14 protein-coding genes are annotated in these 10,891 nt (G+C 71.8%); 11 read left to right on the top strand and 3 right to left on the bottom strand.

What is annotated here, in order from left to right:
* Positions 1-246: 246 nt before the first annotated feature.
* Positions 247-1,266: an acyl-CoA desaturase gene (locus AC08OX_RS06970; protein ID WP_476607064.1), complete on the top strand. Its 1,020-nt coding sequence runs from the start codon at positions 247-249 to the stop codon at positions 1,264-1,266.
* A gap of 25 nt (positions 1,267-1,291) precedes the next feature.
* Here the strand turns inward: AC08OX_RS06970 and AC08OX_RS06965 are convergent, their stop codons facing one another.
* On the bottom strand, positions 1,292-3,130 hold the full coding sequence (locus AC08OX_RS06965) for an ABC-F family ATP-binding cassette domain-containing protein (RefSeq protein ID WP_476607063.1): 1,839 nt from the start codon (positions 3,128-3,130) through the stop codon (positions 1,292-1,294).
* Positions 3,127-4,158 (bottom strand): 4-(cytidine 5'-diphospho)-2-C-methyl-D-erythritol kinase, encoded by a 1,032-nt coding sequence (locus AC08OX_RS06960; protein WP_476607062.1) that lies wholly within the window; start codon positions 4,156-4,158, stop codon positions 3,127-3,129. Before AC08OX_RS06960 ends, AC08OX_RS06965 begins: the two co-directional genes overlap by 4 nt.
* Positions 4,159-4,583: 425 nt before the next feature.
* Between AC08OX_RS06960 and AC08OX_RS06955 the strand changes: the two genes are divergently transcribed.
* The 10 genes from AC08OX_RS06955 to AC08OX_RS06910 all read left to right on the top strand — a co-directional run bounded on the left by AC08OX_RS06955 (position 4,584) and on the right by AC08OX_RS06910 (position 10,190).
* Positions 4,584-5,069, top strand: coding sequence for an Asp23/Gls24 family envelope stress response protein (locus AC08OX_RS06955; protein ID WP_476607061.1), 486 nt, complete (start codon positions 4,584-4,586; stop codon positions 5,067-5,069).
* Positions 5,066-5,533 (top strand): hypothetical protein, encoded by a 468-nt coding sequence (locus AC08OX_RS06950; RefSeq protein ID WP_476607060.1) that lies wholly within the window; start codon positions 5,066-5,068, stop codon positions 5,531-5,533. Before AC08OX_RS06955 ends, AC08OX_RS06950 begins: the two co-directional genes overlap by 4 nt.
* A complete protein-coding gene (locus tag AC08OX_RS06945; RefSeq protein ID WP_476607059.1) occupies positions 5,530-5,877 on the top strand; it encodes a GTP-binding protein in 348 nt (115 codons plus the stop codon). Before AC08OX_RS06950 ends, AC08OX_RS06945 begins: the two co-directional genes overlap by 4 nt.
* 146 nt (positions 5,878-6,023) lie before the next feature.
* A complete protein-coding gene (locus tag AC08OX_RS06940) occupies positions 6,024-6,212 on the top strand; it encodes a DUF2273 domain-containing protein (protein ID WP_035732549.1) in 189 nt (62 codons plus the stop codon).
* Complete coding sequence (locus AC08OX_RS06935) at positions 6,209-6,592, top strand: Asp23/Gls24 family envelope stress response protein (protein ID WP_476607058.1); 384 nt, start codon at positions 6,209-6,211, stop codon at positions 6,590-6,592. The genes AC08OX_RS06940 and AC08OX_RS06935 overlap by 4 nt, the downstream gene beginning before the upstream one ends.
* 92 nt (positions 6,593-6,684) lie before the next feature.
* On the top strand, positions 6,685-7,260 hold the full coding sequence (locus tag AC08OX_RS06930; RefSeq protein WP_476607057.1) for a DUF6286 domain-containing protein: 576 nt from the start codon (positions 6,685-6,687) through the stop codon (positions 7,258-7,260).
* Positions 7,257-7,925 carry an Asp23/Gls24 family envelope stress response protein gene (locus AC08OX_RS06925; protein WP_476607056.1) on the top strand — a complete coding sequence of 223 codons (669 nt, stop codon included), beginning with the start codon at positions 7,257-7,259 and terminating at the stop codon, positions 7,923-7,925. Before AC08OX_RS06930 ends, AC08OX_RS06925 begins: the two co-directional genes overlap by 4 nt.
* 177 nt (positions 7,926-8,102) lie before the next feature.
* Entirely contained in the window at positions 8,103-8,723 is a 621-nt protein-coding gene (locus tag AC08OX_RS06920) for a 50S ribosomal protein L25/general stress protein Ctc (RefSeq protein WP_035732506.1), read from the top strand.
* A 36-nt stretch (positions 8,724-8,759) separates the two neighbouring features.
* On the top strand, positions 8,760-9,350 hold the full coding sequence (pth, locus tag AC08OX_RS06915) for an aminoacyl-tRNA hydrolase (RefSeq protein ID WP_476607065.1): 591 nt from the start codon (positions 8,760-8,762) through the stop codon (positions 9,348-9,350).
* A 186-nt stretch (positions 9,351-9,536) separates the two neighbouring features.
* Positions 9,537-10,190, top strand: a complete 654-nt coding sequence (locus tag AC08OX_RS06910; RefSeq protein WP_011438324.1) for a PIG-L deacetylase family protein — start codon at positions 9,537-9,539, stop codon at positions 10,188-10,190.
* Between the two features lie 88 nt (positions 10,191-10,278).
* On the opposite strand, the gene AC08OX_RS06905 is transcribed toward AC08OX_RS06910, so the two are convergent.
* The coding region (locus tag AC08OX_RS06905) for a glycosyltransferase family 4 protein (protein WP_476607055.1) at positions 10,279-10,891 on the bottom strand (613 nt) is incomplete at its 5' end.

Below are 10,891 nucleotides of genomic sequence, written 5' to 3'. Positions count from 1 at the left end.
CAAGGTCAGATGATGGCGTTAAATGTCATTGGATATCACTATTTGTCATCGGCTTGTCATCGGCTTGTCATCGGCTTGTCGGTGATCGTGGTGCGCGGCGGTGCCGATCGATCCGGGTCGGGTCGGCGACGGATGGTTTGTTTGCGTGGCGGACGTGGAGGAGGGGGGACGTTGTCATGTCGGCGGGCTACCGTGGCGGATGGAGCGCCGGCACAGTGGGCCAGCCGCGACGGATGGAACGAGGCAATGACCGCTACCGACACGGTGACGCCGAGCGACAATCGGGCACCGCGGGACAACCGCGAACCCACCACGGGCCCGGTTCCCCGCCGGGCTGATCCCGCGAACAGCCGCGGTAACGCCACGCGGCCCCGCTCGATGGCGAAGGCCCACGCCGAGCAGGTCGTGATGGTGGTGACGATCGTGGTGCCGCTGGTCGCCCTGGCGGTCGCGATCCCGGCGATGTGGGGGCAGTGGATCTCCTGGCGGGACGTCGTCCTCGCCGTGGTGTTCTACGGCATCACCGGCCACGGCGTGACGATCGGCTTCCACCGTTACTTCACCCATCGCGGCTTCCGGACGTCCAGGCCGGTGCGGATCGCGTTGGCGGTCGCCGGCAACATGGCGATCGAGGGTCCGGTCATCCGCTGGGTGGCCGACCACCGGCGTCATCACGCCTTCAGCGACACCGAGGGCGACCCGCACTCGCCGTGGCGTTACGGTCCGGGGACGTGGTCGCTGATCAAGGGTCTCTGGCACGCCCACGTGGGTTGGCTGTTCGACGTCGAGCAGACCGACCAGCGTCGCTTCGCCCCGGACCTGCTCGACGATCCCGACATCATGAAGGTCAGCCGCTCGTTCGCGCTGTGCGCGTTCGCCAGCCTCGCGCTGCCCGCCGTGATCGGCGGCCTGTGGGGGGGTTCGTTCGCCGCGGCGCTGGAGGCGTTCTTCTGGGCCGGGCTGGTCCGTATCGCGCTGCTGCACCACGTCACGTGGTCGGTGAACAGCATCTGCCACGTCCTCGGCTCGCGTCCCTACCGGTCGCGGGACCGGTCGACCAACGTGTGGCCGCTGGCCCTGCTGTCGATGGGCGAATCCTGGCACAACCTGCATCACGCCGAGCCGACCTCGGCCCGGCACGGGGTGCGGCCCTGGCAGATCGACACCAGCTTCTACCTGATCAAGATGATGGAGACCGTTCACCTGGTGCGGGACGTCCGCTGGCCGGACCCGGCGCGTCTCGCGGCGAAACGCGCCACCGCCTGACCGGACGGCGGGTGGCGGTGGCTTGTCAGCCACCCTCGATCTCGGCGGCGAGGGTGAGCCAGGCCTCCTCGGTGCTGTCCTTGTCCGCGACGACGGCGCGCAGCTCGGCGTCCAGCGTCAGCAGACGCTCATGATCCGTCGCGGCCTCGGCCAGCTCGTGATGCAGCTCCTGCTCGCGTCGGCTCAGGCGATCCAGGGCGCGCTCGAGCCGGGTCAGCTCCTTGCGGGCGGCGCGCAGCTCGCCCCCGGACAGGACGGGCGGCCCACCTGTCCGCCCGGCTTCGGCGACGGTGGTGGTCTGTCCGCCCGCTCCGCAGCCGGCGGCCGACGAACCCCGGGATGACGGTGCCCGAGCCGCGGCGTCCTGCCGGGCGGCCGCGCGCCGGGCGAGGTACTCCTCGATGCCGCCGGGCAGCATGCGCAGGTGCCCGTCGCCAAGTAGCGCCAGTGTCACGTCGCAGGTGCGTTCGAGGAAATAGCGGTCGTGGCTGACCACGATCAGGCTGCCCGGCCACGAGTCGAGGAGGTCCTCGAGCGCGGTGAGGGTGTCGGTGTCGAGGTCGTTGGTCGGCTCGTCGAGGAGCAGCACGTTCGGTCTGGCCATCAGCAGGCGCAGCAGCTGCAGCCGGCGGCGTTCGCCGCCGGAGAGGTCCCCGACCCGCGTCCACTGCCGTGACGACGGGAGGCCGAACTGCTCGAGTAACTGGCCGGCGGTCCGTTCCCGGCCCTTCTCGACCTCCAGGACCCGCCCGACCTGTTCGACGGCCTCCAGGGCCCGCAGCGACGCCGGTAGTTCGGCAATCTCCTGGGACAGTAGGGCCGGTCGCACGCTGGCCCCCACCCGGACCCGGCCGGCCTCCGGCGTCACCGCACCCAGCAGCACGCGCAGCAGGGTGGTCTTGCCGGCTCCGTTGACACCGACCAGCCCGATCCGGTCCCCCGGTCCGACCAGCCAGGTGACGTCGTCGAACAACGTCCGGTCCCCGATCCGGACCGTGATGTGCTCGGCGTCGTAGACGTCCTTGCCCAGCCGGGATGCCGCGAAGCTGCGCAGCGCCATGGTGTCCCGGGGCGGCGGCTCGTCGGCGATCAGCGCATTGGCCGCGTCGATGCGGAAGCGCGGCTTACTGGTCCGGGCGGGCGGGCCGCGGCGTAGCCAGGCGAGTTCCTTACGCAGCAGGTTCTGGCGCCTGGCTTCGGTGGCGTCGGCCCGCCGGGTGCGTTCGGCCCGCGCGAGCACGTACGCGGAGTAGCCGCCCTCGTACGCGTCGACACGCCCGTCCACGACTTCCCAGACCCGTCCGCACACCTCGTCGAGGAACCAGCGGTCGTGGGTCGCGACGAGCAGTCCACCGCGGAAGCCGGCTAGATGCCGGGCGAGCCAGGCGACCCCCTCGACATCCAGGTGGTTCGTCGGCTCGTCCAGGATCAGCAGGTCGGTGTCCTGGACGAGGAGCCGGGCCAGCGCCACCCGGCGGCGTTCCCCGCCCGACATCGGTCCGACCGGGTCGTCGAGCCGTTCGAGCAGCCCGAGCCCGGCGAGGATGCCCCGCTGCCGGGGATCCGCCGCCCACTCGTGTTCAGCGACGGTGCCCACGACAATCTCGCGCACGGTGCGCTCGGCGGGGAGCACGTCGGCCTGCGCCAGGGTGGCGATCCGGGTGGAACCGGCGGGCACGACCCGGCCGGCGTCCGGGGCAACCTCGCCGGCGATGATCCGCAGCAGGGTGGACTTCCCGGCCCCGTTGCGCCCCACGACCCCGATCCGTTCCCCGGCGCCGATCCCCAGGCTCACCCGGTCGAGCAACGTCCGGGTGCCGAACGCGGCGTTGACGTTCTCGAGGCTGACCAGGACGGCGCTCACGGCGCTTCGCCTGCTCCCTCCACCATCCTGGCGCCGCTCGCCGGCCCGGAGGCCCGGCGTACCGCGCGGGCGACCCCCATCCCGGCGAGGCTTGCCGCGAGCGCGATGCTCTCCTGCGCTCCGGCCGCGAGGAAGGCGCAGGTCGGGCCGGAGCCGCTCACGACCGCCCCGACGGCTCCCAGCTCCCGGCCCGCCTCCAGGACGCGGCGCAGGGACGGCCGAAGCCGCAGCGCCGCCGGCTGCAGGTCGTTGACCAGGGCGGCCCCGAGCTGACCGGGGTCGCTGGTGCGCAGCGCGGCGAGCACGTCGTCGGCGGGGGTCGGGCCGGTCCGCAGTTTGCCCTCGGTCAGCCGGTCGAACTCCTTGTAGACCGCGGGGGTGGACAGACCGCCGTCGGCGAGCGCGAACACCCAGTAGTACTCGCCCGTCGCCAGGACGTCGGTGAGCTGCTCGCCGCGCCCGGTGCCGAGTGCGGTGCCGCCGGCCAGGGGGAACGGGACGTCGCTGCCGAGCTGGGCGGCGAGCCGGGCCAGGTTCGCCCGGTCCAGGCCGGTCTGCCAGAGCGCGTCGCAGGCGACGAGCGCCGCCGCCGCGTCGGCGCTGCCCCCGGCCATCCCCGCGGCGACGGGGATGCCCTTCGTCAGGGTGAGATGAACCCGTTCCGAGGTGATGCCCGCGGCCTCGGCAACCAGGTGAGCGGCCCGGACGGCGATGTTGTCCCGGCCGGTGGGGACGATGGAGACCTCCGGCGTGGACGTCGCCGGACCCAGCGACGCCGGGTCGGCGCCCTCCCCGGACACCTCGACGGTCACGACGACGTCCCCGCTGGACCGGCCGTCCCCGCTGGACCGGCTGTCCCCGTCGGTGGTCGATGGCCCCGGGTCGTGGAACCGCGGGGGATCGACGGACGTCGCCGAGACGTCGTCGAACAGCGAGACGGCCTGCAGCACTGTGATGACGTCGTGGTAGCCGTCCGGTCGGAGCGGTCCGACGCCGAGATGCAGGTTGACCTTGGCGGGGGCTCGCACGGTGACGGTGGCGGGGCCGGCTCCGACGCTTCGGCGCGGACCCGGGTGGGATTGAGGCAGCGGATGCTCCTTCGCTCGGACGCACGCGCGCCCGCTGGGCGGCGTGGCGTTCGGTGGCGGCCGGCACCCAAACCTATCCGCCCACGCCGGGAGCGGATGAGCGTCCGCCCGTGAAGGATCGCGAGGGACGCAGCGAATCGGCTCCCGGCGACGCGGCGGGGACGATGCGCGCTTCCGTTCAGTGATCGTAGCTGTGCCGACGGGAACGGGTTGTTGTCCGACCGGAGAATTCGGGTATCCCTGATCGTGAACGGCCGCACCGGAGAGCGCCCGGACGGATCGTCCCTCGACGTCCCGCTCCTGGTCGGACCTGACCCCTTCCACCGCTTTGGGCGCTCCGACGATGCCGGCCAGGAAGGAGCACCATGACCACCACAACCAGCGCGGCCGGGCCCGAGGCGAAGGCCTCGGACGCAGGTGGTGCGCGTCGCACCACCGTGCCGGAGCGCAAGACATCCACCGAGCTGATGACCGGCCGGGGCCGGACGTCGATCGCGGACGCCGTCGTCAGCAAGATCGCCGGTGTCGCGGCACGCGAGGTCTCCGGGGTACACAACCTGGGCTCGAGCGGGGCCCGCGCGATGGGTTCGTTCCGGGCCCGCATCCCCGGCGCGTCGGCCAGCGCCTCCCAGGGGGTCGCGGTGGAGGTCGGGGAACGGCAGGCCGCGATCGACCTCGACGTCGTCTGCGACTACGGGGTCTCCATCGTGGATCTGTCCCACTCGATCCGGCACAACGTCGTCACCTCTGTGGAGGGAATGACGGGCCTGGAGGTCACCGAGGTGAACATCGCGATCGACGACGTCTACATCGGCGAGGAGGAGTCGGAAGAGTCGCGGCGGGTCGAATGAGCACGAACCCGACAGCGGCCGGGCCGGTGAGCGGGTTCGCCTGGAACCCGGATGCCGTGGCCCGGACCGTGCTGTCCTGTCCCGGTGTCGTCCGGCTCATCGGCGCGCCGGTCCGGCACGAGGATCGTCACCGTGTTCCGGACGGCGGGGCGGGCGCTGCGGCCGAGGTCGCGACCTACCTTCCGGGCCGCCGGGTGGAGGGGGTACGGGTACGGCCGGACGGGATCCTGGTGCAGATCGTGTGCCGGTACGGGGAACGGCTCGGTGAGCTCGCCGCCCGGGTGCGCGCCGCGGTGCTGGCGGTCGAACCCGGCTGTCCCCGGGTCGACGTCGTCATCCGTGATCTGGCAGTTCCGGATCCGTACCGGTCATGTCCGCAGGGGCCGGACGCGGCGGTAGTCGGTCCGGAGACGCCCCGTTCGGGGGTGCCGGGTGCGGGGGTGCCGGGGATGGGGGCGCCGTGACCTCCGATCGGCGGCAGGAGTCATCCCGACGCCAGCCCGACGCCGCCCGACGCAGAGCCGAGATCCGCGCGTTCATCCGCACGCACCATCCGGATCGGGGAGGTGATCCACAGGCGTTCGCCGCCGGCCTGCGGGCCCTGCGATCCGCGCCGGATGGGCCGGACGGGCCGGGTGTTCCGGGTGTTCCGGGTGTCCGCCTCACCACCCATCACCGGCCCACCGCCGCGGACATCCTGTTCGCCTGGGTTCGCGGTCGCGGGCGCCGGTGTTCCGCCTCCACGCGCCGGTGGTGGTCGCACCGCCGGGCGCGGTTCGGCCCCGGCCGTGGTCCTCGGGTGCGCTGAGGCGACACCGGGTCCGCGGGACCGCACCCCGGGCTCGGTTCCATGTGACGATCACGCGGGATGCCCCTCGATCTGCCGGTCCAGAGGGGCGGACCGGGTACTGCGGACGGGCCGGGCTGGACGGGCCAGGAAAGGGGAAGAGCCACATGCGATCGAGCGCGCTTGGCCTGATCATCGGTCTGATCGCCGGACTCGCCCTCGCCTTCGGGGGCTTCAGCGAGTTTCTGATCGTGCTGGTCTTCGGTGCGATAGGGCTGGTCATCGGCAAGGTGGTGGATGGTGATCTCGATATCACCCGTTATGTGGGCGGTGACCGGCGTCGGGGGCGGCGGTGAACGAGAGGGAGCGTGCGCGACCGGGCCGTCCCGCGGGTAGGCGGGCGGGGGCCGGTTCCCTGCGGGTGGCGGACCGGGTTGTCGAGAAGATCGCGGCCATGGCGGCGGCGGATGTCGTCGGCGTTACCGGACCGCCACGCGGATTCCCGCGCCGTGGCGGCGCGCGGCGTCGTGGGCGTGCCGGGCGGCCACGGGTCTCGGCGAAGATGGAGGGAGCCACCGCCCGACTGACGATGTCGTTCTCCGTGCGTTACCCGATCCCGGTCACGGAGACGGCCGAGCTGGTCCGGTGCGAGGTGCGGGACCGGGTCGCGGCGCTCACGGGTGTGCGCGTGGCACACCTGGACATCGATATCCCGTCGCTGCCCTCCGATGGGTAGCGGCCCTCTTCTGTCCCTCCGGTTCGCGTTCAGACCACGGGTAACAGACCACGGGTAACAGACAAGGTTGGGCTCGGTTAGGGGAGGGTGCCGTGCGGGTGGGGCGCAGGATCGTTGCCGGACTGCTCGCCGCGCTGATCGTGGCCGTCGGGGGCATCACCGTCATCGAGATCGTGGCCGCGGCCGGTGGTGGCAGGGGCTACGTCGTGGTCGACTGGCCGGCGTGGGCGGACGACCTGGCGGACACGGCCTGCTCCTCCGGGCCAGTCCGACTGGCCGCGGGGATCTGCGTTCTGGTCGGCCTGCTGCTGATCTGGCTCGGAGCGTGGCGCGGAACACCGTCCCGACTCGCCGTGCGGCGCAGCTGCGCGCAGACCATTGTCTTCGTCGAGCGGCGAGGGGTTGCGTGGGCGCTGCGCTCCGCAGCCCTGACCGTCGACGGGGTGCGGGCCGCCCGGGTTCGGGTCCGTGACCGGACCGCCGACGTCCGCCTGCGCCTTCGGCAGCGTGCCGCCGGTGGCGCGCGGGAGCGCGCGGGTGCCGTCCTGGCCTCTACGCTTGTCTCCTTCGAGTTGGCTGAGCCGCTCGAGCTGCGCATCCAGGCGACCCCGCCGGCCGCGGACCGGACCGTCAACGGGGCGGGCCGGGCCGGTGGCGGTGCGGCATGACCGAGACGCGGGCAGTGGGCGGGCAGGCCGCCGAGGGCCGCTCGGCGGGTGGCGGGGTACCCGCGGAGCCCGGCGGGAGGCCGGCTGGGCTGTCCGAGCCGCCGCCCGACCGCCTCAACCGGGTCGCCCTGGTCGGAGTCGGGTTGCTCTGCCTCGCGGCCGGTGTTCTCGCGTTGCTGGTGGGGGCCGGTGCGTTCGGAAACGACGTCGCCGACGAGGCGGTGCTCGACGCCGACACCCGTTCCTACCCGACCTCCCACGCCTGGTTCTGGCTCGTCGTGGGGATCGGTTCCGGGCTGGTCGTCCTGCTTGCCCTCGGGTGGCTTCGGGCGCAGACGGCGCTGGCGGCGCGGCGTCGTGGACTCTACGTGACGGGTGATGCGCTCGGCGCTGTCCATTTGTCCGCCGCGGCACTGACCGACGCCGTCGAGGACGACGTGCTCGGGATCGCGGGCGTCGAGGCGGTGCGGGCGGTGCTGCGCGGCAGGCGGGAACCCGTGCTGGAGATCGCGGTCACCGTTGTCCCGGGGCCGGGGGTCGCCGGCGTGCTCGACGACATCCGTGGCCCGGTGCTCCATCGAGCCCGGACCGCGGTCGGTCGTCCGCGGCTACCGGCCAAGGTGGAGGTCCGCCCCGCTGCCACCATCCGGCCGCGGGTGCGCTGAGGTGCGGCCCGGTGTGACCGGGCAGGGTGACCAAGGCCGCGACGCACCCAGGGGCTTGACAGAACGGGGTCGTTTCCCCCATGCCATGGCGCGTCCGGTACTGTGAAGGACCGCGCCGCGGTGGTTCCACCGCCCTCCGGCGCCGGATCCCCAGTTCAGGAAAGGATGAGCGCCGCCATGTCCGAGGTCCGCATCGCCGCGGAGCCGCGCACCGAGTTCGGTAAGGGCGGGGCTCGTCGCACCCGTCGGGCCGGCAAGGTCCCGGCTGTTCTCTATGGTCACGGTAAGCCGCCGCGTCACATCGCGCTGCCCGCACACGACCTCCTCCACGCCTTCAAGACCGACGCCGGCACGAACGTCCTGTTGACGCTCGAACTGGCCGAGGGGACCGAACTCGCGCTCGCGAAGGATGTCCAGCGCCACCCGATCAAGGGCAGCTTCGAGCACATCGACCTCGTGCTCGTGGCCCGGGGCGAGAAGGTCGTGGCTGACATCCCCGTGCAGGTGATCGGGGAACCACACCCGGACACCCTGGTCGACCAGCAGGTCACCACGATCGCGGTGAAGGCCGACGCCACCCGGCTGCCCGGCCCCATCGAGGTCGATATCACCGGGCTCGAGCCAGGTACGAGCATTCTCGCCCGCCAGCTGGTGCTGCCGGCAGGCTCCGAGCTCGACGCCGATCCCGACCTGGTCGTCGTGCAGTGCCTGGCCAAGCGGACGAACGCCCAGCAGGAGGCCTCGCTCGGCGAGACTCCGGTGGCGGAGGAAGCCGGCGTCGCGAGCGCGTCCGTCTAGGCGGATCCGCTCCATCGCCGATGTCGTCTGCCGATGATGATCACTCCGGCCGGCGATGGGCCCTGGCTCGTCGCCGGTCTCGGCAATCCCGGACCGGCCTATGCCGGCAATCGGCACAACGCCGGCTTCATGGTCGTGGACCTGCTCGCCGAGCGGACCGGGTCGCGGCTGAAGTCGCACCGTTCCCGGGCCGATGTCGCAGAGACCCGCCTGGCCGGGGCGTGGGCGGTCCTCGCTCGTCCGCTCTCCTTCATGAATCTCTCCGGCGGTCCTGTCGCGGCGGCCCGGAGCTTCTACAAGGTCGAGGTCTCCCGACTCATCGTGGTGCACGATGAGCTTGACATCCCCTTCGGGGCCGTGCGGCTCAAACGCGGCGGTGGGGACAACGGCCACAACGGTCTGCGGTCCATCTCCTCAGCGCTCGGGACGCGGGACTATCTGCGGGTCCGGGTCGGCATCGGCCGTCCGCCCGGCCGGATGGATCCGGCCGACTTCGTGTTGCGGGACTTCACTTCGACCGAACGCCGTGAGCTGCCCCTCCTGCTCGAACACGCGGCCGACTCGGTCGAGATGCTCATCGCCGACGGTCTGGAGCCCGCGCAGAACCGCTATCACGCGTTGCTCTGAACCGCTCGACGGACGCCGCGTGTTTCTGCCGGTCCGGCGGACACTCCGGATGCTTGGCTACTTCAAGTGTTGGCATGGATGCGAAAGGTCAACGGCATGGCCGGTTGTCGGGGAACCGGGGAGCGGAGGCTTCGTGCACTGGCATGAGGGGGAGAGAAAGGGCGAGCGAGCGCGGAGGAGTGCCGGATGCTGGCGTTGACGGCGGGCCCGCCGGCCGATGGTCGGGCATACAGCGTCGTGGCCCTCGGGGCACATGCGGACGACGTGGAGATCGGCGCCGCTGCCACGATCATGCAGTTGCTGGCCGCCCATCCGGAGGCCACCGTGCACTGGGTGGTCTTCTCGGGCGAGGGCGAGCGCGGCTCGGAGGCGGAGGAGAGCGCGCGTGAACTGCTCGGCTCCTCGCTCGGTTCGCTGCACCTGCACGAGGTCCGGGACGGTTTCCTCCCGCGGGAGTGGAGCGGGGTCAAGGAGGTCCTGCTGCAGATCGCCCGCCAGGTCACCCCGGACATCGTGTTCGCCCCGGCGCTCGCGGATGCCCACCAGGATCACCGGGTGCTCGGCGAGCTGGCGTGGCAGGCCTTTCGCGGGGCGCTCATCCTCGGCTACGAGATCCCGAAATGGGAGGCTGACCGGCTGTCCCCCAGCCTGTACGTCCCGATCCTCGAGGAAACGGTCGGGGCGAAACTCGATCATCTCAAACGTCATTTCCGCAGCCAGCAGGACCGCGCCTGGTTCGACGACGAGACCTTCCGCGCGACCCTGCGGCTGCGTGGCGTCGAGTGCGGGACGCGCTACGCGGAGGCGTTCGACGCCCGTAAGGTGATGCTCACCTTCTGATATGCCTCCCGTCCACCGGTCTCCCGTCCACCGGTCTGCTCCGTCGGCTCGGTGAGGCCCGGCGGGAGATGGGCCGGCGGGCAGGGACTCAGGCTGGCGTCAGATGTTCCTGGATGCGACCGATGAGCGCCGTGTGGTCGAGTTCCTGTAGCACGTAGGCCTGGCCGGCTGTTCCGATCTCGGCAGCCTTCCAGGGCTGTTCCAGCAGGCTGCAGGCGGCGTCGGCGAAGGCGCCCGCGTCCTCGGCGACGAGCAGGTGGGTACCGGGCGTCCAGCCGAGGCCGCGGCTGCCGGTGGGTGTGCTCACGACCGGCGTTCCCGCCGCCATTGCCTCGATCGCCTTGATGTTCACGCCGGATCCCGAACGCATCGGGTTCACCGACAGGGTGGCGGTGGCGAGGTAACCGGCGACGCTCGGCACGTCGGTGTGCAACTCCACGCCCTCGAAGCCACCGAGCCATGCCGCCAGGCCCTCCTCCGGACGCCGCCCCACCACCTGGAAGGTCGCGTCGGGATGGCGGACCCGGATCGTCGGCCAGCAGCCGCCGAGGAACCAGCGCAGGGCTTCGATGTTGGTCGGGGTGTCCAGCGAGCCGACAAAGATCAGCTTTTTGCCGGCGCTGTCCCGAGGCGCCGGCTTCCGGCCCGGCGGGGTCGGCTCGGTGCCGGCCGACCCGGTGCCCGTCGGTGCGGTGAGGGCG

The organism is Frankia sp. CoBUL1 (genome assembly GCF_978021245.1).
This window is presented reverse-complemented; position numbering and strand designations above follow the sequence as displayed.

What these genes read in the sequence shown, in the direction of transcription:
- AC08OX_RS06970 (WP_476607064.1), top strand. Translation starts at nt 247, where the DNA reads ATGACCGCTACCGACACGGTGACGCCGAGCGACAATCGGGCACCGCGG.
- AC08OX_RS06955 (WP_476607061.1), top strand. Translation starts at nt 4,584, where the DNA reads ATGACCACCACAACCAGCGCGGCCGGGCCCGAGGCGAAGGCCTCGGAC.
- AC08OX_RS06950 (WP_476607060.1), top strand. Translation starts at nt 5,066, where the DNA reads ATGAGCACGAACCCGACAGCGGCCGGGCCGGTGAGCGGGTTCGCCTGG.
- AC08OX_RS06940 (WP_035732549.1), top strand. Translation starts at nt 6,024, where the DNA reads ATGCGATCGAGCGCGCTTGGCCTGATCATCGGTCTGATCGCCGGACTC.
- AC08OX_RS06925 (WP_476607056.1), top strand. Translation starts at nt 7,257, where the DNA reads ATGACCGAGACGCGGGCAGTGGGCGGGCAGGCCGCCGAGGGCCGCTCG.
- AC08OX_RS06920 (WP_035732506.1), top strand. Translation starts at nt 8,103, where the DNA reads ATGTCCGAGGTCCGCATCGCCGCGGAGCCGCGCACCGAGTTCGGTAAG.
- pth (WP_476607065.1), top strand. Translation starts at nt 8,760, where the DNA reads ATGATCACTCCGGCCGGCGATGGGCCCTGGCTCGTCGCCGGTCTCGGC.
- AC08OX_RS06910 (WP_011438324.1), top strand. Translation starts at nt 9,537, where the DNA reads ATGCTGGCGTTGACGGCGGGCCCGCCGGCCGATGGTCGGGCATACAGC.